Origin of the sequence: Streptosporangium sp. NPDC000509 (genome assembly GCF_042898365.1) — a bacterium.
In the GTDB taxonomy this organism is placed as follows: Bacteria; Actinomycetota; Actinomycetes; order Streptosporangiales; family Streptosporangiaceae; genus Streptosporangium.
In genome coordinates this window covers 810,189-835,356 of the sequence record NZ_JBIAYX010000001.1, presented here as the reverse complement: position 1 = coordinate 835,356, position 25,168 = coordinate 810,189, and the positions used below count along the sequence as shown (strand labels likewise).

Annotated in this window: 21 protein-coding genes; 13 read left to right on the top strand and 8 right to left on the bottom strand. The window is 69.1% G+C overall.

Annotation, left to right across the window (positions count from 1 at the left end):
* Nucleotides 1-63: 63 nt before the first annotated feature.
* Both ACFY3D_RS03440 and ACFY3D_RS03435 read left to right on the top strand, forming a co-directional pair.
* The gene (locus ACFY3D_RS03440; RefSeq protein WP_071511784.1) at nt 64-432 is read left to right on the top strand and encodes a VOC family protein; all 369 of its coding nucleotides are present in this window, start codon (nt 64-66) and stop codon (nt 430-432) included.
* A gap of 754 nt (nt 433-1,186) precedes the next feature.
* Nucleotides 1,187-2,554, top strand: coding sequence for a ricin-type beta-trefoil lectin domain protein (locus ACFY3D_RS03435; RefSeq protein WP_389974305.1), 1,368 nt, complete (start codon nt 1,187-1,189; stop codon nt 2,552-2,554).
* A 577-nt stretch (nt 2,555-3,131) separates the two neighbouring features.
* Here the strand turns inward: ACFY3D_RS03435 and ACFY3D_RS03430 are convergent.
* From ACFY3D_RS03430 to ACFY3D_RS03420, 3 genes are all read right to left on the bottom strand, one after another.
* The gene (locus tag ACFY3D_RS03430; RefSeq protein ID WP_389974303.1) at nt 3,132-4,631 is read right to left on the bottom strand and encodes a heparinase II/III family protein; all 1,500 of its coding nucleotides are present in this window, start codon (nt 4,629-4,631) and stop codon (nt 3,132-3,134) included.
* Between the two features lie 389 nt (nt 4,632-5,020).
* Nucleotides 5,021-6,064 (bottom strand): CU044_5270 family protein, encoded by a 1,044-nt coding sequence (locus tag ACFY3D_RS03425; RefSeq protein WP_389974300.1) that lies wholly within the window; start codon nt 6,062-6,064, stop codon nt 5,021-5,023.
* A complete protein-coding gene (locus ACFY3D_RS03420) occupies nt 6,057-6,650 on the bottom strand; it encodes an RNA polymerase sigma factor (RefSeq protein WP_389974297.1) in 594 nt (197 codons plus the stop codon). Before ACFY3D_RS03420 ends, ACFY3D_RS03425 begins: the two co-directional genes overlap by 8 nt.
* Nucleotides 6,651-6,972: 322 nt before the next feature.
* On the opposite strand from ACFY3D_RS03420, the gene ACFY3D_RS03415 reads away from it, so the two are divergent.
* The 6 genes from ACFY3D_RS03415 (at nt 6,973) to ACFY3D_RS03390 (ending at nt 13,534) form a co-directional block, all read left to right on the top strand.
* Complete coding sequence (locus ACFY3D_RS03415) at nt 6,973-8,391, top strand: glutamate decarboxylase (protein WP_389974294.1); 1,419 nt, start codon at nt 6,973-6,975, stop codon at nt 8,389-8,391.
* A gap of 74 nt (nt 8,392-8,465) precedes the next feature.
* Entirely contained in the window at nt 8,466-9,332 is an 867-nt protein-coding gene (locus tag ACFY3D_RS03410; RefSeq protein WP_389974291.1) for a class II glutamine amidotransferase, read from the top strand.
* 295 nt (nt 9,333-9,627) lie between these two features.
* Entirely contained in the window at nt 9,628-10,161 is a 534-nt protein-coding gene (locus ACFY3D_RS03405) for a hypothetical protein (RefSeq protein ID WP_389769626.1), read from the top strand.
* A 54-nt stretch (nt 10,162-10,215) separates the two neighbouring features.
* A complete protein-coding gene (locus tag ACFY3D_RS03400; RefSeq protein ID WP_389974288.1) occupies nt 10,216-11,235 on the top strand; it encodes a hypothetical protein in 1,020 nt (339 codons plus the stop codon).
* 24 nt (nt 11,236-11,259) lie between these two features.
* Nucleotides 11,260-12,585, top strand: a complete 1,326-nt coding sequence (locus ACFY3D_RS03395; protein WP_389974285.1) for a Dyp-type peroxidase — start codon at nt 11,260-11,262, stop codon at nt 12,583-12,585.
* 76 nt (nt 12,586-12,661) lie between these two features.
* A complete protein-coding gene (locus tag ACFY3D_RS03390) occupies nt 12,662-13,534 on the top strand; it encodes a bile acid:sodium symporter family protein (RefSeq protein WP_389974282.1) in 873 nt (290 codons plus the stop codon).
* A gap of 51 nt (nt 13,535-13,585) precedes the next feature.
* On the opposite strand, the gene ACFY3D_RS03385 is transcribed toward ACFY3D_RS03390, so the two are convergent.
* A complete protein-coding gene (locus ACFY3D_RS03385) occupies nt 13,586-13,900 on the bottom strand; it encodes a TIGR02679 domain-containing protein (protein ID WP_389974279.1) in 315 nt (104 codons plus the stop codon).
* 432 nt (nt 13,901-14,332) lie between these two features.
* Here ACFY3D_RS03385 and ACFY3D_RS03380 point away from each other — a divergent pair, with 432 nt between their 5' ends.
* The 4 genes from ACFY3D_RS03380 to ACFY3D_RS03365 all read left to right on the top strand — a co-directional run bounded on the left by ACFY3D_RS03380 (nt 14,333) and on the right by ACFY3D_RS03365 (nt 18,526).
* Nucleotides 14,333-15,217 (top strand): NAD(P)-binding domain-containing protein, encoded by an 885-nt coding sequence (locus tag ACFY3D_RS03380; protein WP_350944371.1) that lies wholly within the window; start codon nt 14,333-14,335, stop codon nt 15,215-15,217.
* Between the two features lie 449 nt (nt 15,218-15,666).
* Nucleotides 15,667-16,476, top strand: a complete 810-nt coding sequence (locus tag ACFY3D_RS03375) for a thioesterase II family protein (protein ID WP_389974276.1) — start codon at nt 15,667-15,669, stop codon at nt 16,474-16,476.
* Nucleotides 16,477-16,728: 252 nt separating this feature from the next.
* Nucleotides 16,729-17,436 (top strand): restriction endonuclease, encoded by a 708-nt coding sequence (locus tag ACFY3D_RS03370; protein WP_389974273.1) that lies wholly within the window; start codon nt 16,729-16,731, stop codon nt 17,434-17,436.
* Nucleotides 17,437-17,455: 19 nt separating this feature from the next.
* Nucleotides 17,456-18,526 carry a PLP-dependent cysteine synthase family protein gene (locus ACFY3D_RS03365; RefSeq protein ID WP_389974270.1) on the top strand — a complete coding sequence of 357 codons (1,071 nt, stop codon included), beginning with the start codon at nt 17,456-17,458 and terminating at the stop codon, nt 18,524-18,526.
* Nucleotides 18,527-18,711: 185 nt separating this feature from the next.
* On the opposite strand, the gene ACFY3D_RS03360 is transcribed toward ACFY3D_RS03365, so the two are convergent.
* Both ACFY3D_RS03360 and ACFY3D_RS03355 read right to left on the bottom strand, forming a co-directional pair.
* On the bottom strand, nt 18,712-21,228 hold the full coding sequence (locus ACFY3D_RS03360; protein ID WP_389974267.1) for a PEP/pyruvate-binding domain-containing protein: 2,517 nt from the start codon (nt 21,226-21,228) through the stop codon (nt 18,712-18,714).
* The gene (locus tag ACFY3D_RS03355; RefSeq protein ID WP_389974263.1) at nt 21,225-22,031 is read right to left on the bottom strand and encodes a TetR/AcrR family transcriptional regulator; all 807 of its coding nucleotides are present in this window, start codon (nt 22,029-22,031) and stop codon (nt 21,225-21,227) included. Before ACFY3D_RS03355 ends, ACFY3D_RS03360 begins: the two co-directional genes overlap by 4 nt.
* Before the next feature lie 401 nt (nt 22,032-22,432).
* On the opposite strand from ACFY3D_RS03355, the gene ACFY3D_RS03350 reads away from it, so the two are divergent.
* Nucleotides 22,433-22,900, top strand: a complete 468-nt coding sequence (locus tag ACFY3D_RS03350; RefSeq protein ID WP_389974259.1) for a GNAT family N-acetyltransferase — start codon at nt 22,433-22,435, stop codon at nt 22,898-22,900.
* 39 nt (nt 22,901-22,939) lie between these two features.
* Here ACFY3D_RS03350 and ACFY3D_RS03345 read toward each other — a convergent pair whose 3' ends face one another.
* Nucleotides 22,940-23,233 (bottom strand): MerR family transcriptional regulator, encoded by a 294-nt coding sequence (locus ACFY3D_RS03345; protein ID WP_350944827.1) that lies wholly within the window; start codon nt 23,231-23,233, stop codon nt 22,940-22,942.
* Nucleotides 23,234-24,198: 965 nt separating this feature from the next.
* Nucleotides 24,199-25,059 carry an alpha/beta fold hydrolase gene (locus ACFY3D_RS03340; protein ID WP_389974256.1) on the bottom strand — a complete coding sequence of 287 codons (861 nt, stop codon included), beginning with the start codon at nt 25,057-25,059 and terminating at the stop codon, nt 24,199-24,201.
* Nucleotides 25,060-25,168 lie beyond the last annotated feature (109 nt).

Here is a 25,168-nt window from a genome sequence, read left to right as displayed (position 1 = left end):
GTCAGTATTCTGACATAGATTGACCTGTGTCAGGAACCTGACACGAAGAGAAGGAGCATCGTCATGCCCGCCACCGGCCCCGACTTCATCTCGCTCCAAGCGCGCGACCTCGACGCTTCGCGGGCGTTCTACGAGCAGTACCTCGGCCTCGTCCGCTCGCAGGCCGGACCTCCGCACGCCGTCGTCTTCGAGACGAAGCCGATCGCGTTCGCACTCCGCGACGTCGTTCCCGGCACCGATCTCGCATCCGTCGCTCAGCCCGGCATCGGTGCCGCGATCTGGCTCCACGCCACAGACGTCCAGGCCATTCACGATGCTCTCGTCGCCGACGGTCACACCATCGTTTCCGCGCCGATCGACGGCCCCTTCGGCCGGACATTCACCTTCGCCGACCCCGACGGCTACCAGGTCACTCTCCACGACCGCGCCTGATAGGCCAAACGCCACCGGACGATCACCGGCCCCCGAAGGCCGCGGTTGGGCCCGAGGATCGAGAATCCGGGCGGTCGTGCGCTCACGGTAAGCGAGGTGGCCCATGCTTGATCATGCGTAACCTCGCCTATCCGTGAGTGTCCATGTTCACCTCTGGTTCGTACCGTCATCAGGTGATGATCGAGTCCCGCCCGCCCTACCCCTCATGGTCATGACAAGAGCATCCGTGACCCGCACTTACGAGGTCCGAGGTGCTCTCTGATCGTTCGGCTGTCAACGGTCGTCGGCTTTCGGTGGTTGATCGCGCCGAATGAATGCCGAAACTATCGGAACTCTGCCGAAACTTCTGAGCAGAACATAATGCACGTGACAGCGGCATTCCATGATCATATTTGAGGGTCGGTGCCCTCCATCCGGCGCGCGGTCGACCTCCTCACTGCGAAAGTTTCATCCTGTGAGGCGGGGGGTGGGCGCGAACCTTTCCCTGGCCAGCGCGCGTAAGTGCGTGCCTGGCAGGCTCGGCGTCCGAGGGCTGCGAAGCAAGTTACTTGACATCCGCAATCGGGTCGTATTTGCTCCCTTGCACTACACCCCCTACGGCGTGCAAGCGGCATACCGATGAGTTCTGGTGAACGTTAGCGCTCACAATTCGATTCCGGTTTCACAACTCCAGGAATTGGATGCCGCTGATGGAGAGGAACGCAGAACATGTCTTTATCGTCGGCCCGGTCCCTACAGCCAGAGGGAAGCGCAAATGTTGAAGCATAGGTCCATCCTCGGGGCCGTGGCGCTCGCGGCGGCTGTCGTCCTGATGACGGGGCACGCGGCGATGAGCAGCGGCAGCAGTGCAGGGAGCTCTGCGTCCGCCGCCGCATTCGCGGGAACCGCGGGATGTGGAAAGAACCCGACGCTGAGCAGTGGAACGCACACCATTCAGTCCAGCGGAAAGAATCGCAGCTTCATTCTGCGAATTCCCGCGAACTACAACAACAACACCCCCTATCGCCTGATCTTCGGCATCCACTGGCTGAACGGCACCATGAACGACGTCGACTCCGGTGGAAGCAGCGGGGCCTCCTGGTCCTACTACGGGCAGCGGCAGCTGTCGAACAACACCGCGATCTTCATCGCGCCGCAGGGCCTCAACAACGGCTGGGCCAACTCCAACGGCGAGGACGTCACCCTCTTCGACGACATCATGCGGCGGGTGGAGGCGGATCTCTGTGTCGACCCCTCGCTGCGCTTCGCCATGGGGTTCAGCTACGGCGGCGGCATGAGCTTCTCCCTCGCCTGCAGCCGCGCGAATGTCTTCCGCGCGGTCGCGGTGTTCGCCGGCGCGCAGCTCAGCGGATGCAGCGACGGCTCCCAGCCCATCGCGTACATGGGACTGCACGGCATCACCGACAGCGTCCTCAACATCTCGCAGGGGCGGGCGCTGCGGGACAGGTTCGTCCGCAACAACGGCTGTACCGCCCAGAACCCGCCTGAGCCGGGCTCGGGCAGCCGAGGGCACGTCGTCACCGCCTACTCGGGGTGCCGGGCCGGATACCCCGTCGTCTGGGCCGCGTACGACAACGGTCACACGCCCGCCCCGGTGGACGGGACCTACACCGAGAACGGCGCCCAAACCTGGACCAAGGGGGAGGTGTGGAAGTTCGTCTCCCAGTTCCAGAGCACCTCCACGCCCAACCCGACGCCCACCCCGACCGTCACCCCGACGGTGACGCCGACTCCCACCCCGACCCCCACGACCAGCTTCCGCCTGCGCAACGAGGGCGCCGGACGCTGTGTCGACTCGCCCAACAGCGCCAGCGCCAACGGCACCCAGTTGCAGATCTACGACTGCCACACCAACCCCAACCAGCTCTTCAGCCACGACTCCGGCAGACTCCAGACCCTCGGCAAGTGCCTGGACTCACCCACGAACGCCGGCTCCGGCACCCGCGTGCAACTGTGGGACTGCCACACCAACAGCAACCAGCAGTGGACCTTCAACTCCAACGGCACCGTGACCAGCGGCGCCAACAACCTCTGCCTCAACGTCACCGGCACCGGTAACACCTCCGCCGTGACCGTCGCCACGTGCAACGGCCAGGCCACCCAGAGATGGACCAGGGCATGACCACCCGCTAGCCGATGACGGACGTCGGGTCCAGGCGATTTCGCCTGGACCCGACGTGTTTTGGGTTTCCCTCCAAGCGCGGACATCTCGTCTTATGGGACGTCGCGGGCGACCCGGTCACTCCTTCCGTCCGAGGAACCGCGCGCCTCGCCGTATGTGATGTCCCTTTCCATGGCAATCACGGCATTTACCAAATGCGCCCTTGAAGGTTGTGGAATGCGATTCTTTTGACCTGTTGCAGGTTTTGCATCTCATGTATGGGTGAAATGCGCAGGAGATGAGATATCCGATGATCAGGAGGCCTGCGAGGATTATGAGGGGGTGTACGGCCGGTTCGGAGGCTGCTTCGCCGGACGGAATGGCGACGGGGAGAGTTGTGATTGGATGCACGCGATCAGATTTACATGGAAAAGAGCCTCGCATCAGGCGTTTCTGTGTGCGGGCCCTTCTGGATCGCGCATCCGGCATTGGTATGCCGATCTTTTTTGTGCGGTCGGTACCTGTTGGGGGCGATTCGGCTCGGCCGCCATAATGATCACTCCCCCAGAGACCGGTCTCGGACAGGGCGCGGTACCGGTCAGGGACGGTCGAGTGAGGGCGTGAAGGAGACGGGGCCGCCGGGGGTGCGGACGGTCACCCTTCCCTCGGAGAGGCTGATCTCCGGATCTTCGGCGCCGGGGACGATCAAGGTCAGCAGGGAGGCGGCGGGAGGAGAGAGCACCGTCACCGTGTCGGCCTTTTTGAGATAGCCGGTCGAGATCGCGCAGGGGCGCACCTCCTGGCCGCCGATCGGCCGGAGGGAGGGCATCGCGAGTTGCAGCAGCGTCACGCGCAGGCTCCCGTCGGCCAGCACCACCCTGCCGTCGCGGCTGGAGACGACCCCGAGCGAGGGACCGAGGTGCCACAGGTTGCGCAGCGCCGACCCGGCGGGGACCGTGTCCAGTACGGCCATCAGATCGGGGCCGTGGCAGACCAGGACCGAGCGCGTGCGCCGGACGCCGTACGCGTCGTCGGCGAGCGTGTAGGACTGGCGGGTGCGTTCCACGAACGAGTTCACGAGGCGGGTCGCCGTACCCTCGCGAAAGGTGGCGCCCACGACGACGGGAACGTTGTGCGCCTCGGGGGAGGTCGTCCACTCCCGGTAGGCCGTCCTCTCGTAGGAGTGGAAGCCCGCCTCCACCAGGATGTCCCGGCCGTGGGCGTGGTAGGTGACGCCCAGATGGTCCTCGTGGCCGTGCAGGCGGCGTCCGGGGCCGAACCTGATCGAGTAGTGGGCGGATCGCGGGTCGCCCCACGCCGTCCTGCCGAAAACGTAGCCGCCGTCGAACACCTTCACCGTGTCCTTCTCGTGCGGGAAACCCTTCGGGCGTGTGTCGGCGGGGCTGTCACCGATCGGCACCAGACGGCCGTCGGGCTGGGTGGCGTGGCTGACGTACGCCTCCAGCGATGTCCGCCGCGCGGCGAGGCTCGCGGGGACCGCGACCCCGCTCCTCCCGATCGCCTCCAGGGCCGCCCCCAGCCGCCGGTGAACGTAGAGGCCGTATCTCGGGGCCTGCTCGTGCAGCGCTCCCTGCGCGTCGATGGAGAGTTCCGCCGACTCGGTCATCCGCCGGACGGCCAGGTCCCTCCATCGTTCTCGCCGGAGACGGCAGCCGACCGCGAGCAGCGCGATGTCCTGGTCCAGGCCGTGGTTGTGGCCCTGACGATAGAGCGCGGGGTCGGACAGGATCCCGCCGTGCTCGGCCAGGCTGTCGAACAGCCAGGTGGCGCGTACGTGCGCGCTGAGACAGACCAGCGCCGGTGCGCGCAGTGCGACCGGATGCTCGGCCCAGGCCCAGGGACTGACCCCGGTCCCGCCGCGAGGGTTCTTCCTTACCCAGTCGCCGGCGATCTCCGTGGCGCGGGTGAGACACTCCTGCCTGCCCGACCGCTCGTACTCCCCGACCAGGCGGCCCATCCATCTCAGCGCGTGGAGGTTCAGCGCCCAGGAACGGTTGCCGTACGGGTCGGCGCGCCAGTCGATGTCCGAGCCCAGGCCGGCGGGGGGCAGGCCGACGAACGCGACCCGGCCCCGCATGACCTCGTCAACCTTGATCGCTGGGAACCACCCGGCAGGATAGACGACCGGGCCGTCCTGGGGCACGGGGGATGACGGGGCGGGACGCCTCGTGATCAGGCCGAGGGCCCTGCGGGCGCGCTGAAACACGTGATCGCTCCAAAGGGTGAGGTGCGGACGTCCTCACGAGCCCGCGAACGGTCGCACACCGGGATGGCCGGGCCGTTTCCGCGCAGCCCGAAGAGAGCCGGTGAGCTGTGGGAGGGCCGGCGCAGCCTGAAGACGGCCGGTGGGTCAAGGAGACGTGACCGGTCGGGCGAGGCCCGGGACGTCCGGTTGGTTATGGGGATGCGGAGACGGTGACCGCCCCGGGGGCGTCCGGTGGGCTGGGGAGACGGTGATCGGGCGGGTTACGGGAGTGAGGGAGGGGCGGGCTTGTCGTCCGTCCAGCCCGCCTCCAGGACCACCTCGACCTCCTCCTCTCCGGGCCCGCCCGCATCGGTCGAGGACAGCACCCGGGAGCTGGCGACATCGATGATCAGCGTCCGCTGGACGAGGGCGGGAGCGGTCGGGGAGGTCCGCACGGTGAAGGAGAACGCGGCACCCTTCCTGCCCCGCTCGTCCCGCGCCGTGCCCAGGTAGCGGACGTTCGGCAGTTCCGCCAGGGCACGATAGGCGGCCGCCCGCACCTCGGGCGACGACGGCTTGCTCCACAGCAGACCGCTGAGCGCGTCCGCCAGGACGCCGCTGTCCGAACCGCGCGGCGCACCTCGCACCATCGAGGAGATCCGGTCCTTCAGTACGGCGGGGTCGGCCGGAAGCTCCCGGATCTGCTCGAAGGTCATGTCCCGACCGGCCACGCTGAAGGCCGTCCTGCCGGTGACGGGCTTGAGCAGGCCCTCACCCGGCGACGAGGACAGGGTTTCTCCTCCCGAAGGACTCCAGGACGGGGCCACGCCCGCCCACTCGCTGGGAGACCCGTCGCGGCGCCACGCCTCGCTGTCGGCCGCGCTTCCCGGACGCGCCCCCAGCGTCCGCGAACCGGCCCAGATCCTGCCGTCCTCGGCGGCCCACTGCTCGGTGAGCCACGACTCCACCACCCGGTAGCGGTTCTGCCCCTTTCCCAGCGGCTCCGGGTGTGTCCTGCGGTGCGACTTTTTGACGCGCCAGTACGCTCCCGTCGTCGCGGGGTCCGCCTCCGCCCTGGTCGCCGCCGCGAGAAGGACCGACCGCCCGGAGATCTCAGGGGCCCGGTCCGCCGTCGTCGTCGGAACGAGCACGGCCACGATCACGGCCACGGTTATGGCGGTGGAGAGGCCGGTCAGCGCGACCGTCCACGGCAACCACCGGCGGCGCCGGGGTTCGGCCTGCAACCGCCCGAACACCCTGGCCTTGAGAAACGGGTCGGGCTGCGGCTCGCCGTACAGTTCGCGAACCTTCTCCAGCTCATCCACGATCGGTCTCCTCGGGTTCGAGCATGGGGTTGGTGCCACCCAGCGCGGCGCGCAGTTTTCTCCTCGCCCGGTTCAGGCGTGACCCGACGGTCCCGTACGGGATGTCGAGGGCACCGGAGATCTCCTCGTGGCTGAGCCCGGCCAGGGCCACCAGGAGGAGGACGTCGCGGTCTCGCCGGTGGAGCCCGGCCAGCGCCGTCGCCAGGCTCGGCCGCAGGCTCTCCGCGCTGACCCGCGCCGCGACCTGTTCCTCGTGTCCCGGCGAGTCGGGGTCCGGGCCGTGGCGCCCGAGCGCGCGTAGCGTGCGCACCTCGACGCGACGTTGTTTGCCGATGAGGTTGGTCGCGATCCCGTACAGCCAGGCCCGCACGCCGGCGCGCGACGGGTCGTAGAGCGCCCGCTTGCGGAACGCGGTGAGAAACGTCTCCGCCACGACGTCCTCCGCGCTGTCGGCGCCGAGTCGCTGCGCGACGTAGCGGTGGATCTCGTGGAAGTGGAGGTCGAAGATCGCGCTGAACCGCTCGGACTCGACGAGGGAGAGCCGGAGGACCTCGGCGTCGTCCGCTGGACGATCGGTCCAGGACATCGTGGTCACGATGGTCTTCCCGTCATGTGCAACCCTTCGGACGCGATCAGCGGTCATCCCTCATCACCCGATCCGTCGATCTGCTTTCACGTTCTCGGCCCACGTTCTCGGCCCACGGTCCCGACGCATGTTCCCGACGTATGGTCCCGGCCCACGGACACGGACAACGGTCCCGATCAACGGTCACGGTTCTTCGGTCAGGCGGTGAGGTCTCGGCGGGGCCACTGCGGCGGGGGTGTCGCGCGGCGGTGGCCTGGGTACCCCGTTCAAGGGGAAAACCCCAGCTCACAGCGGTTTGATCAGCTGGGGAAGGACGTGGACGATGCCTCTGAGGCGGCCAGGTCACACCGGGCGCGGAAGCCGGGATCTGGAGATCAATCCGATCTTCAGCCGGGAGCCCCTGCGGGTCCCGCGCCACGCCATGCCGGCAGGGGAGATGGAGCCGGAGACGGCCTACCAGCTGGTTCACGACGAGCTGATGCTGGACGGCAACGCGCGGCTGAACCTCGCGACGTTCGTGAGCACCTGGGCGGAGCCGCAGGCACTGAGGCTGATGGCCGAGTGCGTCGAGAAGAACATGATCGACAAGGACGAGTATCCACAGACCGCGGAGCTGGAGACGCGGTGCGTGGACATCCTCGCCAGGCTCTGGCACGCCGAGGACCCTCACCGCGCGACGGGCTGCTCGACGACAGGGTCGAGCGAGGCGGCCATGCTGGGGGGCCTGGCGCTCAAGCGACGCTGGCGGCAGCGGCGCCGTGCGGAGGGCCGCCCAGACGACCGGCCCAATCTCGTCATGGGCGTCAACGTACAGATCTGCTGGGACAAGTTCGCCGACTACTTCGACATCGAACCCCGCTACGTGCCGATGGAGGGCGATCGATACCACCTGAGCCCGCAGACCGCCGTCGAGCGGTGCGACGAGAACACCATCGGGGTCGTGGCCATCCTGGGGTCGACCTACGACGGCAGCTACGAGCCCGTCGCCGACATCGCCGCGGCCCTGGACGACCTGCAGGCCCGCACCGGACTCGACGTGCCGATCCACGTGGACGGCGCCTCCGGCGCGATGATCGCGCCCTTCCTCGATCCGGACCTGCACTGGGACTTCCGGGTGCCACGGGTGGCGTCGATCAACACCTCCGGACACAAGTACGGGCTGGTGATGCCGGGGGTGGGCTGGGTGCTGTGGCGCGACTCCCGGGCGCTCCCCGACGATCTGGTCTTCCGCGTCAACTACCTCGGCGGGGACATGCCGACCTTCGCGCTGAACTTCTCCCGGCCGGGCGCCCAGGTGGTCGCGCAGTACTACAACTTCCTGCGGCTGGGCTTCGACGGCTACCGCCGGGTGCAGCGGACCTGCCGGGACGTGGCGACCCGCCTGGCAAGGGAGATCGCCGGGCTGGACCACTTCGAGCTGCTCACCGACGGCGGCGAGGCTCCGGTGTTCGCCTTCCGGGTACGTGAGGGAGTCGACGGCTTCACGGTCTTCGACGTCTCCGCCGCGCTGCGCGAGCGCGGCTGGCTGGTGCCCGCCTACACCTTTCCCGAGAACCGTACGGACCTGGCGGTACTGCGCGTCGTCGTCCGCAACGGCTTCAGCCACGACCTGGCCGATCTGTTGATGGAGGACCTGCGCAGGGTCCTGCCCCGCCTGGAGGCGCAAGGCGGGCACCGCACCGCCGATGACGCCGGAGGCTTCGCGCACGGCGCCGGGAAGAGACACCGACACCACGGCTGAGGGTGTGCGCAGGCGCTCGCGTCGGCCGGGGGAGGGCGGCGTGGGCGAAGGACGAGTGAGAAGGAGACGGTGAGATGTGCCGTTTGTTCGGTCTGAGCAGCGCGCCTCGGCGTACGCGTGCCACCTTCTGGCTTTTGGACGCGCCGGACAGCCTCAGTAAGCAGAGCCACCGCGACCCCGACGGGACCGGTCTGGGGTACTTCGACGCCGACGGCACCCCGGAGGTGCACAAGGCGCCCATCGCCGCCTACCGGGACCGGTGTTTCGCCGAGGAGGCGAAGAAGGTGGAATCCACCACCTTCGTGGCCCACGTACGTTTCGCCTCCACCGGCGGCCTGGAGAGACGCAACACGCATCCCTTCCTGCAGGACGGGCGGCTCTTCGCGCACAACGGGGTGGTCGAGGGCCTGGACGACCTCGACGCGGAGCTGGGCGAGGATCGAAAGCTCGTCAAGGGGGAGACCGACTCCGAACGCTTCTTCGCGCTGATCACTCGCGAGACCAGGGCGCACGGCGGCGACGTCGCCGCCGGTATCGAGGCCGCGGCCCGCTGGGTCGCCCAGCACCTGCCCATCTACAGCCTCAACCTGGTTCTCACCACCCCGCGGGATCTGTGGGCGCTGCGTTATCCCGACACCCACCGGTTGTACGTGCTCCAACGTGCCGCGGGCGGGTGCCACGGTGGCCGGCACCTCGACCAGAGCGGCACCGACGGCCGTATCCGCGTCCGCTCCCGCGACCTCGTCGGCGCCCCCGCCTACGTGGTCGCGAGCGAGCACATGGACGACCATCCCGGATGGAGCCCGATGGAACCCGGCGAACTGCTCCACGTCGGACCGGATCTCGTCCCCACCCGCCGGATCGTCCTGCCGGAGGAGCCCGCGCACCAGCTGAGCCTCGCCGACCTGCGCCCCGAGGCCGCCACCTCGCAGGCCGTCTGATCTCCGTACGGCCTGTGCCGGGGACGGGGTTTTCCAGCACAGGCGCGTGAGAGGCCCCTGGGTGATGTCTGATAAATGATCACGGTGGATGCGGTTGGACGATCGTTCGTGATGCGACGAGGTGAGCCGACCGACAAGGCCCGGCAACGGATCGAGCCTCTGCTGCCCGCGACGGATGGCCGCTGTGAGCCGATCCGGCCGCGCCTGCCGGGCCGAAGACCCGACGGTATGAGATAATTCTGCAGGTCAGGCGGCTTTCGGCCTGCTCCCCCTGGCTGGTGACGGAGGAGCAGGCATGGACATCACGCCCAAGGCGATGGTCATCCCCAAGGAGACCGACCACCTCGAACAGGGTAAGTACGGTCCCGTCTTCCCGCGCACCCCGGCGTGTTACGGGTTCACGATCATTGCCGACGTCAAGCCGGGGCGGGCTGAGGCGATCAGGAACCACGGTCACACGCTGGCCAAGGCGCTGGAGGCCGATCCGCATCTGCTGGCACCGCTGAAGCTGCACTATCTGCGCTGGGTGCTGTTCGACGACGACAGGCGCTTCATGTATCAGGGGATCTTCGACACCGATTTCGACAAGTACACCGAGGACGCCGTCGCGCTGTTCAGCCGGTCGGGGGTCAGCACGACCTTCGAGAACCTCGTGGGCTTCCCCGAGGACTGGAAGACCAACCCGGAGGCGTTCGTCAGGTTCGTCCGCGAGCACCACTGTCCCAGCTTCATCGAGTACGGGGAGTACCCCTACGTCACCGCCGACGAGATCAAGAAGGCGTTGCGGATCAAGGGCGCCCTGTCGGAGATGCTCGACCAGATGCAGTGAGGACCGGGAGGCCGGGCCGGTGCCCGGTGTGTCCCGCTGCCGATCGGAGGCCAGATGAGCCAGCCCAGAACCGCCCGCGTCTACAACCAGAACCACGCATCGCGCCCCTACACCCCCGGAGGGCGGCGGGTGAGCATCTACGTGTCGTGGAGCTATCCGGCCGAGGCGGGCAGGAACACGGCCGAGCTCGACAACCGGTTCTCCACGATGACCGAGGTGCGGCGGGTGAACTGGCCGACGTATGAGGACCCCCGCTGGTCTGATCCGCGGTGTTTCCAGCAGGGCGTCGCCGGAGCGCTGGAGCTGTTCTTCTGGGGTTGGACCCCCTTCCAGCAGTTCGTCGAGGAGAGCACCGGCCACCCCGTGCCGGTGTACCAGCGCATCGACCAGGCCGGTTTCCGCACCGTGCTGGACGAGCGGGTACTGGCCGACACCGACACCTTGTTCGTCTTCGGCCTGGACCACATGGTCACCGGGCAGGACGCCGAGCCCGGGGAGGTCGAGGCGCTGCGGGAGTTCCTGTCCCGGGAGGGAACCTGCCTGGTGCTGGGGCCGCACCACGACGTCGGAGCCTCCGACGATCTGGCCGTGCGCGACGCCGAATACCACCATCACGGTGATGCGCTGGTGCCCCGGCAGCAGCGTTTCGCCTGCTACGTCCGCGGCCTGATGGCCGGATTGGGCGTGCCAGTGGAAAACCGCTACGGGCTGCGGCCCGCCGTACAGGAAAACAAGAAGATCGCACCGCTGTCGATCAACCGGGACCTTGACACCAAGGGGTGGCTGGAGGGGGTGAGCACCTTCAACTTCCACATGCACCTGCCGCACTACGCCGTGACGACCGATGCGCCGGACGTCGTCCACGTGCTGGGCAGGCAGCCGATCGACCCCTCCAGGCCGCCGCACCCGTTCACCGAAGCCGGCAACACCGAGTTCAACATGTTCCTGTGGATGCCTCCCGGCGGACAGCGGGCCGGCGACGTGCTGCTGGCCGACTCCACGATCTTCAGCTCGCTGTTCGGCGGCGATGAGAGCCTGCGCACCTTCTGGAAGAACATCGTCGCGGCGAGGTAACGCCCGGGAAAGCAGGTGGCGGCCGTGACCGCACAGACCCACATCGCACCCGAACTCGACCTGCACGACATCCAGCGTGGGGTGCTCAGCCCCCGGCCGAGCCCGTACGCCGCGACCTACGTCCTGTTCCGCATCGACGAGCGCGCGCACGGGCGGGAGCTGATACGGCGCCTTGCCGCGGTGGTCACCTCGGCCGCCGACACCGTCAGCCCCCTGGGCGAGACCTGGGTCAGCGTCGCGCTCACCTATCACGGCCTGGCGGCACTGGGCGTGCCGCGGCAGTCGCTGGAGACCTTCGCCTGGGAGTTCCGCCAGGGCATGGCCGCCCGCGCCGAAGCGCTGGGCGACATCGGCGAAAGCGCTCCGGAGAACTGGGAGAAGCCACTGGGCACGCCCGACGTCCACGTGGTGCTGGTGGCCCTCGCCCCCGACAGCGCCCGCCTGCGGGAGGCGATCGACCGGGCCCGCCCCGCCTACCACGCGCTGCCCGGCATCACCGCGATCTGGTGCCAGGACTGCCACGCGCTGCCCACCGAGACCGAACCGTTCGGTTACCGCGACGGCATCAGCCACCCGGCCGTCGAGGGCAGCGGCATTCCGGGCTCCAACACGCTGGAGGTCCCGCTCAAGGCGGGAGAGTTCATACTCGGCTACCCCGACGAGCTGGGCGGCGTCCAGACCCTCCGGCCCGAGGTGCTGGGACGCAACGGCAGCTACGCGGCCTTCCGTAAACTCCACCAGCGCGTCGGCGTCTTCCGCCGCTACCTGCGGGACAACGCCGCCGATCCGGCGGACGAGGAACTGCTGGCGGCGAAGATCATGGGGCGCTGGCGCAGCGGAGCGCCCCTGGCGCTCAGCCCGGAGCGCGACGATCCCACCCTCGACACCGACCCCTACCGCAACAGCTTCCTCTATCGGCAGGACGACTCGGCGGGCTTCATCACCCCCGGCGGCAGTCACATCCGCCGGGGCAACCCCCGCGACGCGGCGGTGGCGGGCGTGCCGCGGCTGCACCGGATGATCCGGCGCGGCACCGTCTACGGCCCGCCGCTGCCCGACGGCGTCCTGGAGGACGACGGGACCGACCGCGGCCTGATGTTCGCCTTCATCGGCGCGCACCTGGGACGGCAGTTCGAGTTCGTCCAGTCCGAATGGATGAACGACGGCGTCTTCTTCGGCGGGGGCGACGCGCGTGACCCCGTCATCGGCTCCGGCGACTTCACCATCCCCCGCAGGCCGCTGCGGCGACGTTTGCAGGGTCTGCCGCGGTTCGTCGTCACGCGCGGCGGCGAGTACTGCTTTCTGCCCTCGCTGAGCGCCCTGCGCTGGCTCGGCGACCTCGAAGACTGATCAAAGAACCGGCAGAACAGACGGACGGCACCGCTTCGGGCAGGTCATCCGCGAAAGCCATCGAGGCGGGAGCGTCATGGGCACGTTGCATCTGCTGCTCACCGCGATCACGGTGATCTTCATCGCGGCCACCATGTTCGCCGCAGGCCTGGGAACCACTCTGCCGGCGCTACGCGCGATCCTGACCGCCCCCCTGCTGCTGGTACTCGCACTGACGGCCAACCTGATCGCCGTCCCGTTGCTGGGCTGGGGTGTCGCCACCCTGTTCAGCCTGCCCACGGCGGCCTTCGTCGCGACGGTACTGATCGCCTCCTCCCCGGGCGGGCCGTTCGGGGCGAAGCTGGGCATGGTTCAAAAGGGAGACGTGGTCGCGGGCGCGGCGATGCAGGTGCTGCTGGCCGCCGTCGGCAGCCTCACCTTCGGTCCGACGGTCAACGTCGTCCTCACCGCGGCGAACGTCGGCGGGGGCGTCTCCCTGGACGTCGCCGCCCTGGTGCGGACCGTGGCCGTCCTGCAGCTCATCCCGTTCGCCGTCGGGCTGATCACGCGCCACTACGCGCCGGCCATGGCGCGCTCGTGGCATCCGGCCGCGGTGGCGGTGTCGAACGTGTCGTTCCTGATCGTGCTGGCGGGCATGCTGCTGGGCAACTGGCGAGACATCGCCGCGCTGACCGGTTCACGCACCCTGCTGGCGGGATTCGTCCTGGCCGTCACGGCCTTCGCCACGGGCTCGCTGCTGGCCACCGGCACACCGCAGCGCCGCAGCACCATGGGAGGCGTCACAGCGGTACGCAACGTCGGTCCGGCCCTGGCCGCCGTCGGTCTCGCCTTCGACGATTCACCGGCCGTGCTGGGGGCACTGGCCGCGTTTTTGCTCAGTGGCCTGGCCGTCTCCCTGCCGATCGCCGCGGTACTCGGCTGCCACCGGGCCGGCGACGTCGGCGGGTGAATCCTGCGCCATGCGTCGGCCCCTCAGGACTCTGGCCCCTGATAACGGCGGTTATCGCAGGTCAGAACGGCTGATTCGCAGGTGGGCGTCGACCAAAGAGCAGCCACGGAAAGTTGCTTGTCGCTTGTCCGCGGACGAGGGATCGTCGCTGGAGCGCAGGACGCGGTCGACCTCTTCGAGAGAGACCGACAGCGAGGCGCCGGTACCCGCGCTGCGCCCCAGGAGGAGTTCGACCGCGCGACGCTGCTCCGGTGAGGCCCTGCCCAGGGTGACCGTACCGGCCAGGGGCTTTCCCTGTTCGAGGCGGCGGCGGGACCGGGTGATCTGGCCGGACAGGGCGCATGACACCTGCCGGTCATGGGTCACCGACCTCCCAGATGAGCATAAATACTCATCTGGGATGAATATCGATATTTGCTGATTCCCTGTTTTGAAACAGATGATTTGCGTGGCCGGAATGCCCGTGGGCGCTGAAAACGGGGAGTCGAGAGGGGGTAGTTTTTGATGTCCTTTGCTGGAGGATGGTGTTATGGCGAAAGAGTGGGACGTCAAGGCTGATATCCGTGGAAATGTTGACCTTGCCGGGTGAGAACCAAATATTCGAGGTCATCGACTGTTCCCGCGTCCGCTGATAATGTTTCGCTCGGCCGACGTATTAGCGCGACCGGCGATTTATGACTAATGGCGTAATTCGCCTTACATCCGGCACCGCACGGCGATTCGACACCTTCGCCGAGCGGGCGGACGTCATCGAGGTCGACGGGGTCGGCATGACCTTCACCAGGATGGAGTGGTGCCATGACGGATGTGACGGTCGTCGGGACCGGCGTGACCGGCTCCGCGATCGTACGGGCCTGCGTCGACTCCGGCCTGGAGGTCTCGGTCTGGAACCGTACGCCGGAACACTCGGCGAGACTCGCGGGAAGGGACGTCCACCTCCACGCGACGGTGGCCGAGGCGATCGAGACCTCCCCGATCGTGCTGCTGTGTCTTCTCAACTACGAGATCACCCACGCGGTCCTCGACGAGGCCGGGGCCGACCTCTCCGGGAAGCTCGTCGTCCAGAGCGCCGGAGGTGTTCCCGACGACGTCGCCCCCCTGCGCGAGCGGGTGGAGGCCGCCGGAGGCAGATATCTGGAGGCCGCGATCCTCAACTACCCGGACGCCATCGGCACCGAAGACTGCTTCACCGTCTACAGCGGGGCGGCCGAGGACTTCAAGAAACTGGCGGGCGTGACCGAGGCGCTGTCCGGCAAGCAGGTGCGCCTGGGCGCCGACCCCGTCTACGCCAAGGCATACCACGTCGTCTCCAGCGCCTTCCACTACGCGTTCCTCAGCGGTTTCCTCGAATGCTCGGCCATCGCGGAGAGCATCGGCGTCCCCCTCCACGAATTCGCGGAGTCCGTGCCGCTCTACGACCCCGCTTTCCGGAACACGATCTGCGTCGGACTCGGCCTCATCGCGCGCCGCGACTACACCTTCGAGCAGGCCCCGCTCACCTCGCACCTGGACGTCCTCAACAACCTGGCGGGCATCGCGGAGCGGGCGGGGATCGACCAGTCCTACCTCGCGGTGATGCGCGAACGCGTGCTGAGGGCGATGGAGCAGGGCTACCGACGCGAGCACGTGGCGGTGCTGACCGAACAGTTCCGTAGCCGCCGAGCGGCCGTCCATAACCGCTAAGGGGAAGCATGCACGGGTTCGAACCGGTTGACGGCAGGGCGAGACGCGGTTTCCCGAGGCCGGGCGCTCCCGGCCCCGGCCTTCCCGACCCGGCCGTCCCCGGTCCTGGAATCCCGGGTCCCGGAAGTCCTGCTCCCGGAGGTCCCGGTCCTGGAATCCCCGATCCCGGAGGCCCGGGTCCCGGAATCCCCGGTCCCGCTCCGGGACTTCCCGGCCCCGGTCCAGCGGGCCCGGAGCTCGGCCCTCGAAGGCCAGGTCGTCCCCGTCCGGGAGTTCCTGATCCCAGCGCTCCCGACCTCGGTATTCCGGGCTCCGGAGCCTCGGGTTCCGTTGCCCCCGGACCCGACCTCGACGTCCCGGGTTCCGGGACGTCGGATTCCGATGTCCTCGGACCCGATCTCGGTATCCCACGTTCGGGTGTCCCCGAATCAGGCGTCCCCGAGTGGGACATGCTCGAAAAGACCCTCCCGGCGAGCTCCCGCCTGTGGTTGCGCAGGCAGTGCCCGCTCGCCGAGCCTCGCCTGCGCCTCGTCTGTTTTCCCCACGCCGGAGGTGCCCCGACCGCCTACCAGGGGTGGCAGGACCTGTTGCCCACCGACATCGAGCTCTCCGCCGTGTGTTACCCCGGCAGGCAGAATCGCGTCGGCGAGCGACCGATCGACCGCATGGAACCTCTCGCCGACCAGGTGTGCCGGGCGCTGCTCCCTCTCGCGGATCGGCCGCTCGCCCTGTTCGGGCACGGTATGGGCGCCGTGGTCGCGTACGAGGTCGCGGTCAGGCTCGCCGGACAGTACCGGATCTCCCTGGTGGCGCTGCTGGTGTCGGCGCACGCGGCGCCGCACCTGTGCGCGGACGACGCGCGAAGGATCCCCGTCGGTGACCGTCAGCTCGCCCGGCGGGCCGCCGCCGCGGACCCGACGCTCCTGCGCTTTCCTGAGCTGATGGACCTGGCGATGATCGCGTTGCGGGCCGACCACGACCTCCTGCACGCCTACCGGCCCGCGTCCACCCCGCCGGTCACCGTTCCGATCACCGGCTACCTGGGGACGGGAGACCCGCGCGTGAGTCACGGGGAGATGCGCGCCTGGAGCCGCGTCGCGGCCTCCGGGTTCGAGCTGCGTACCTTTCCCGGGGATCACCGCCATCCGGAGGACGGGGAGGCGGCACTCGTCACCGACATCGCGGAGCGCCTCGCCGGCGTCGGGGGCGCGAGCGAGACGCTCCCCGAGGACTCGCCCGCTCCTCCCCGGAACGTGTGAGGTTCCCGGCACACTTCGCGCCCTTCCGGACCTCGACCCTGAACGGAGGGGCGCGCGGCATCGTCACGGGTGGGGCGCATCCGACGCGGGCGACGTGATTCCACCGTGATTCCACGTCCGCCGGTTACGCCGAAGCGCGTTCCCCCTGAGGCACGTCGCCTCAGGCACGTCACCCTGAAAATTGTCGGTGCCCGTTGTCAGAGTCGGCAGGGTCAGCGGCAACGTTCCAACCTCGTCCCCCGGAGGTGCACGATGGCACGGCGACGGACACCCGCCAGGACGGCGCGACGGCGGGCTTCCGGCGGGCGAAGATCACGCCGGGGCAAGGACGACGGCGGCCCGTTCCTGTGGATGGTCGCGGCCATCGCCCTCGTCGTGGTCGGGATGTGGCTCGTCGACGTCGTCATCGCCAACTGGCCGCTGGTGATCGGTGGCACGATCGCGCTGATCGTGGCTCTGGCCGGGGCACTCCTGCTGCGTCATCGGGTGATCGAGGCCCGGGAGCGGGAATGGCTGGAGGTCAACGCGCGCCTCGAGATCGTCGACCGGATGACCGGTGACCGGTTCGAGGCCCTCGTCGAGGCTCTGTTGCGGCGAGAGGGCTTTCGCGGGGTGCGCAGGGTCGGCGGCAGCGGTGACGGCGGTGTCGACGTCGTCGCGACCGCGCCCGGCGGCGACCGCTTCGTCATCCAGTGCAAGCGCTGGGGCACCTCGGTCGGTTCACCCCAGATCCGTGACCTCCTCGGCGCGCTTCACGCCTACCCCGGTCATCGCGGTGTGCTCGTCACCTCCGCGACGTTCACGGCTCCTGCCAGGGAGTACGCGGCGGGCACCGACCTGACGCTGATCGACCGCGCGCTGCTCGCCGCCTGGTTCACCGGGTCCTTCACCCTCGCCCCGCCCGAGCGCCGCGTATCCGGCCGTTCCCCGCGGATTTTTCGGTCACTGTCAGACCGGTGAATCGCACTAGATTGCCGTCATGAGTGGTGGCACGTGGGCGGTGGAGGCGATCGCGAAGCTGGACGGCGAGAGGGAACGGACCCCTCCCACACCGCTGCGCCGGTTCCCGCTGCCCGCCGGATGGGAGGTGCGGCTGTGGCTGAAGGACGAGTCCGCGCAGCCGACGGGCAATCTCAAGCACCGGCTGGCGCGGGCGCTCTTCGCTCGGGCGATCACCGCGGGCCTGATCACGGAGGGCACCACCGTGGTGGAGGCCACCGGTGGCGCGATGGCCGTCGCGCAGGCGTACTTCGCCCGGCTGCTCGGCCTGCCGTATGTCGCCGTCATGCCGAAGAGGTCGTCCGGGGAGGGGGTCGAACGGCTGGGCGGGAGATGCCTGCACGTCGATCCGCCCCTCGCGATCTACGCGGAGGCCGCGAAGCTGGCCGAGCGGGTGGGCGGCCACTACCTGGACCACTACACCTCGGCGACGGACGTCGACTGGCGCGGAGGGAGCCTGGCCGAAGAGCTGTTCGGGCAGTTGGAGGAGTGCCCGCGCTGGGTCGTGGTCGGCGCGGGCACCGGCGCCACCTCCGCGGCCGTCGGCCGCCACCTGCGCACCCATGACCTGCCGGGACGGCTGGCCGTGGTCGATCCCGAGAACTCCGCCTACTTCCCCGGCTGGGCGAGCGGCGCCGCCGACTACGGCACGGGCATGCCCTCCCGGATCGAGGGGATCGGCCGGCCACGCCTGGAGCCGGGGTTCGTCCCCGACCTCGTCGACCTGGTCGTCCCCGTACCGGACGCCGCGAGTGTGGCCGCGGCCCGCCGCGTCCGCAGGGACATCGGATTCCCGGTCGGTCCTGCCACCGGAACGAACCTGTGGGGCGCGCTGGAGATGGTCACACGCATGCGCGCCCAGGGTGTCGGAGGTGACGTGGTGACCGTGCTCGGCGACGCCGATCCGCGCCATCTGCGAACGTGCCACGACGACACCTGGGCCGCGGACAGGGGGCTGGACTGGCGGTTGTATGCGGAGAGGCTGGAACGACTGCTCGACCACGGCGGGCCCTGGCGGCCGGATTCCACACCGGAGGCGACCCCGAAGTGATGAGGCTTGGCGGCGCTGGGATGGTAGAGCCGGGCGGTGCCGAGGTCGTCAGGCCAGGGCGCGGGGTGGTCAAGCCGTGATGCCGAGGTCGTCAGGCCGGGCGGCGCCGAGGTCGTCAGCTCAGGGCGCCGGGGTTGCCAGGCCGGGCGGTGCCGAGGAGGCGGGCGTGTTCGGGGTTCCGGGGATCACCGCTCCAGGAGTTCGACCGTGCCGCGCTCGCCGTCGACCCTGATCCGATCGCCGTCGCGCAGGCGCATGGTCGCATTGCCGGTGCCGACCACGGCCGGGATGCCGAGCTCGCGGGCGACGATCGAGGCGTGTGACAGCGGAGCACCCATGTCGGTCACCACGGCGGCGGCGCGGGGGAACATCGGGGTCCAGCCGATGTTGGTCAGCGTCGTCACGAGAATCTCGCCGGGCGCGAGCCTGCCACCGTCCTCGGGACCGGCGATGACGCGGGCCACGCCCTCGACGACGCCCGGCGCCCCGGGGAAGCCGGTCACGGTGTCGCTCACCGGGGTGCCACCGCCCCTGGCGTCGAAGATGTCGCCGCGCCGGTCGGGATCGGCGGCCCAGCGTTCCGGATCGAAACGGCCGATGATCAGCGTGGGGTAGGCGGGCAGGGCCGCGTACCGTTCGTACGTCGCCCGCCGGACCGCCACCTTCGCGGTCGGGGTGTCGTCGCCGCGCAGGACGGCGAGGATCTCCTGGATCGACAGGAAGAACAGGTCGTCGCCGTGGCCGGTGAGCTCACCGGCACGCAGGACGAAGGCACGCAACGCCCAGAAGGCGCGGACCACCTCCGAGCGGGCCGATTCCCGGTCACGGACGATCGCGTTCCACCGCGCCACCCGCAGGCGCGTTTTCGCGACCTCGCGAGGATGGCGTTCCCCGAAACGCCTCCAGGCCGCCTCACGCGCCTCCCGCTGGTGGTCGAGCAGCGTACCGGCGTGCCCGTCGCTCTCGGAGATGGCCGCGAGCTGCGCGTCGATCCACCGCGGGTCCTCGCCGGGCCGGGGGATGGAGACCTCGAACTCGTGCGCGCCACGGTGCCCGTAGAGGCGGGCGAAGGTCTCCCTGTCGATCTCCCGCGCGGCCAGCCTCTCCAGGCCGACGATCGTCCCGAGACTGGCGAGCTCCCCGTCGGCGTTGGCGCCGGTGAGCATGGCCTCGGCGTCGATCTCACCCACCAGCGCGCGCAGCCTGTCGCGGGTCATGACCAGGGCGGCGCCGCCCTGCCGCCCGGAGGCCTCCAGGATCTGGCAGGCCTCGACGAAGTACGGAAGCAGTTCCCTCTCCCACAGCCCGGCCAGCTCGCCGGTCGTCGCGGTGGCGGCGATCCGCTCACGCAGCGCCTCGCAGCGCCGTCGTGCCGTGGCGAGGAAACCGGGCATCCTCCTGGTGTTGACCGCGACCCGCCTGCGCACGGTGAAGGCGAGCGGCAGCACGCTTCTGATAATCCGCAGGCGCGAGGCGGGCAGCAACGGTATGTCCAGGTCGCGCGGGAGCCTGCCGAAGACCTGCTCGATCGCGCCGAGCCTTCTCCGCATGCCCAGGGCGTGCGCCACCGAGAACGCGACGCTCAGGTTCATGTAGAAGCGTCCGCCGATGTTGCCGACCACGTCGAAGCCGGGCACCTTCGACGTCGACATCGCCTCCCCGATGAAGATCTGGACGAGTGACCAGGTGCACGGCGTCATCACGTCGGGGATGGCCTCGCCGAGGTTGGCGCCGGTCCACAGGTAGTCGCCGGTCAGGCTGTCGTTCCACTCCTCGACGGGCTGCCTGAGCCGGGTGATCGGGCGGGCCTGCACGACGAGGAACGTCCCCTCGCGCCTCACCCACTCCACGTCCATGGGCGTCCCGTACAGCTCCTCGATCCGCGTCGCGAGCCGCACGAGCCGGGTGACCTCGGCGGGGGCGAGCACGGGCCGGTGGCGCAGGTTCTCGGGGACGGCCTCCTCGCGGGTGCCGCCGGGGGTGCGGACCGTCATCACGGTCTTGTCGCCGACGCGCTCCTCGACGATCTCGCCGCCCTCCTTGGAGACGACGACGGTGTCGGGGGTCACCTGCCCCCCGACGACGGCCTCGCCCAGCCCCCACGAGGCGTTGATCACGACCTGGTCCCGTGCGCCGGTGACCGGGTTCGCGGTGAACAGGATGCCCGCCGCGTCGGCGGCCACCAGTTCCTGGACCACCACCGCCAGCGCCACGTCGTCCTGGGGTACGCCGTTCGAGGCCCGGTAGGCGATGGCGCGCGCCGTCCACAGCGAGGCCCAGCAGCGTCGGACCGCGTCCAGCAGGCCGTCGCCCCGGATGTTGAGGTAGGTGTCCTGCTGCCCGGCGAACGACATGTCGGGCAGGTCCTCCGCGGTGGCCGACGAGCGTACGGCGACCGGCACGTCCGCGCCGAGCCTCGCGTGGGCCGCGCGGATCTCGGCGGCGGTCTCCGCCGGGATCTCCCGCTCGGCGAACAGCGCCGCGATCCGCCGCGACGCCTGTTCGGGGGGCATGCCCGAGACGGCCTCCATGATCTGGTCGTTCAGCCCGTCGCGGGAGACGAAGTCGCGGTAGGCGTCCGTGGTGACGTGGAAACCGTCGGGAACCGGGAGTCCCGCGCGGGCCATCCGGGCCAGCGAGGCTCCCTTGCCGCCCGCCAGCGCGAGATCGGCCGTTTCGCTGTCAAGGGGGAGGGTCTTCACCGCGCGTTCTCCTTGTTTTCCTCGTGCTCCTCGAACTGGTCGGTCTCCTCGAAGCCGAGGGAGACGCGAAGTTTCCGCCGCGCGGCCTCCAGGGCGGCGTCGACGTACTCCAGGGTGGCTCGCGTCACCGCCTGGGTGACGGCGGTGGCGGAGGCGGGATCGGTGACGGTGGCGGGGCCGGTGGCCTCCATCGCGTTGCCGCCGGCATCGGCGACCAGCTCCGCCAGCCGCTCGTCGGACGGCCGGTACCCGGCGGGCATCATCGGCGAGACGGTCAGGAACCCGTACAGGACGGAGACGAACGTGGTCACGTGTTCGGCGGGCGACAGGTCGCTCCGTAGCGCGCCGTGTTTCAGCAGCGTGCCGAGGTAGGTCTGAAAACCGCCGCCCAGTTCCGCCTCGGCCGTGCCGTCCCACTTCTGGCGGGTGAGCCTGCCCAGCACCTCCGAGTCGCCCAGGATGCTCGCGCGCATCAGGGGCCTGCCGAGGAGTTCCAGGGCGAGCAGCCTGAGCAGGTCGCGAAGCGTGGCCGGGCCGTCTGCGACATGCCGTCGCACCTCGGTGATCATCTCGACCCGCTCACGGCGCAGCAGTGCGACGAACAACTCCTCGCGCGTCTTCCAGTGCAGGTAGATCGTGCCCTTGGCGACCCCGGCCCGCTTGGCGATGTCCTCGACGGTGGTCTTGTCGTACCCCCAGCGCAGGACGAGGCAGGCGGTGGCGTCCAGGATGCGGTGCGCCCGCGCGAGCCGCTGGGAGGCGTCCTGCGGAGGTCGCCCCACCCTTCTGGTCTCCGGTTTCATGGCCCCGTCATTTCCTAAAAGTTTGACCACATATCTGTATACGGTCATTTAATTGATACCACGCCGCCAGGCGGGGGAGGAAGGCGGTGGGGGTCCCGGTAAGGACGGGGCCGAGCGAGGAGGAAGGCGCGGTGGCAGATTGTCGGGCAGGGAGTGAGAAGTGGTGACCGGTTGTCGGGAAGCGACCTGGTCAATGGTGGGGACGGTTCCCACGCGCTGTCGGGAAGCGACAGCCGGTCAACGTTGGGGAGGGTTCCCGCGTGCTGCCGGGAAGGCGTACCTGGTCAACGGTGGGGACGGTTTCCACAGGTTGTCGGGAAGCGACACCCGTTCAACGTTCGGGACGGTCCTCACGGGGGATACGGAGTTTGAACTCCCGACCCTCGCCTGAAGGACATCGCATGCTCAGGATCGGCAAGCTCACCCCCGCGGACCGTCCCCGCTGGGAAACCCTCTTCCGCGGCTACAACGACTTCTACGAGCGCACTCTCCCGCCCCAGCTGTACGACCGGGCCTGGGACGAGTTCCGGGAGGGTGTTCGTATGCACGCCCTCGGCGCGAAGCTCGACGGCGAGCTGGTCGGCGTCGCGCACTTCCTCATCCACTCGAGCACCACGGCACTGGACGTGTGCCATCTCCAGGACCTGTTCGTCGCGCCGCAGGCCAGGAGCGAGGGAGCGGGGCGGGCGCTGATCGGGGCGGTGACCGAGTGGGCGAGCGCCCGCGACTGCAGCCGGGTCTACTGGTCGACGAAGGAGACCGACACCGAGGCCCGGCGGCTCTACGACAAGGTCGCCGTGAACAGGGGTTTCATCCTCTACCAGATCGACCTCCAGCCGGAGGCGGGGCGACCGGGAGTCGCCCCTTGACTCGTCTGGCTCGTCTTTCCGCGCCGTGGATCGCCGGTCTCACGCCGAGCGGCGGTCCGCGCTGTCGGGCTGTTGCCGGTCACGGGCCTGCCGGAGTTCGGCGTTGATGCGCAGGGCCTCGGCGAGCTGGTCTTCCAGGATGATGATGCGGCAGGCGGCCTCCAGGGCGGTGCCCTGGTCGACCAGTTCGCGGGCGCGGCCGGCCAGGCGGAGCTGGTAGCGGGAGTAGCGGCGGTGGCCGCCCTCGGAGCGCTGCGGCTCGATCAGTCTGGCGGTGCCCAGGCTGCGCAGGAACGCCGGGGTGACGCCGAGCATCTCGGCGGCCCGGCCCATGCTGTAGGCGGGATAGTCCTCGTCGTCGAACCGGCGAGCGGAGACCTCGCCCGGTGTGGCGGGGAGCTCGTCGGCCCTGCCCGCGGTGTCGGCCTTACCGGCCGCTTCAGCCTTATCGGCGGTGTCGCGAAGTCTGGGCTCCGCGCGTACGGCCGACGTCATCGGTGTTCGATCCATACAACCTTCCTGTAACGCCAACAGGGGTCCCGGCGCCATGATGCGCCGGGACCCACGAGGTTCAACACCATCTATCGGCCCTGGGGCCAACCTGTTTCTTCCGCATTGGCCGCCCGCAGGGGGCGGGGATGCGGGGATCGCGTATGCGTGACCGTAGACCACCTTCCAATCTGTGGGACTGCGGTACCCGTGCGGCGAACATCAACCGGCGACGGGCGATCCTGATGGCGTTCAACACTCCTTTCGTTATCTGTCCTCTTCGAGCTCATGCATCACGTGTCGCAGCCGCGCGTCCACGGCCGGAACCCTTCATCTAGCGCTGGTCCCAGCACGTCCGACGCTGGTACTCCTTCGCTGCGGCGGCTGCGTGTCCACGGCCGGGACCCTTCAACTGCTCGGTCCTGGCACGTCCGACGGTGGTACTCGTTACTGCGGTGGCAGCGTGTCCACGGCCGGGACCCTTCTACCGCTCGGTCCTGGCACGTCCGACCTTCTCTGCCCGTCTTTCTTCGTCGTCCTTCGATGTCCACGCTCGTCCGGGCAGTTCGTCGTGATGCCTACGTCCTGCTCTGCCCTCGTGGAACCGTTCCTTGCGATGTCAGGAACTCTAGCCTCACTCAATGCGAATGTCTACCTCAGCCACTACAGATTTTCGGTTCCATCTGATCGAGGATTCGAGCCTCCGTGTCGAGAGCAGGGCCTCCGGGCCCTGACGTCCTCCGGGCCCTGACGGCGATGACCTCTGGACCCCGCACCGGCCGGTCACGGAGGAAACCGGTCCTTCGAGGTCAGCCGTGGAAGAAGTCACCGAGGGCGGCGGCGAGAGCGTCCGGGGCCTCTTCCGCCATGTGGTGGCCGGAGTCGATGCCATGGCCGCGTACGTCGTCGGCCCAGTCCCGCCAGATCTCCAGCGGATCGCCGTACAGGTCTTCGAGGTCGTCGCGCAGCGACCACAGGGCCAGGGCGGGGCACCGCAGTCGCACACCGGCGGCCCGGTCGGCCTCCTCGTCGCGCAGGTCGACGGTGAGACCGGCCCGGTAGTCCTCCAGCATGGCCCGCACCACGTCGGGATTCCGGGTGGCCTCACGGAACTCGTCGTGGTTCTCCCGGCCCATGCTCTCCGGATCGCCGCGGTACCAGCTGTCGGGGTCGGCGTTGATGACGCGTTCCGGGGTGCCCGGCTGCGCGAAGAAGAACCAGTGCCACCACTGCGTCGCGAACTCCACGGTGATGCGGGACAGGTGCTCGCTGATGGGCAGGCAGTCCAGGAGCGCCACCCGGGACACCGCGTCCCGGTGGTCCAGCGCGAGGCGGAACGCGACGGCACCCCCTCGGTCGTGTCCGGCGAGAGCGAACCGTTCGTGTCCCAGTGAACGCATCACCGCCACCATGTCGTTCGCGACGGCGCGCTTGGAGTGCCCGGAGTGGTCGGGGGTGGGAGCCGGACCACGCGAGCGACCGTATCCCCGCAGATCGGGACAGACGACCGTGAAACCGCGCTCGACGAGCAGCGGCGCGACGCGATGCCAGGTCGCCGAGGTCCGGGGATGACCGTGCAGCAACAGCACCGGCGGGCCCTCCCCGCCGTACCGGGTGAGAATGGACGCTTCCTCGACCTGGACCGATGTTTCCTCGAAGCCTTCGAACATCGCCCCAGTATTTCCGAGGAGGGCGATCACAACCGTCTCAGGCGATCGGACCGGGGGAGGCGCCCGGTGTCCAGGGATGATCTCCGCTGCGCCGCCGTCGGCCTCAAGG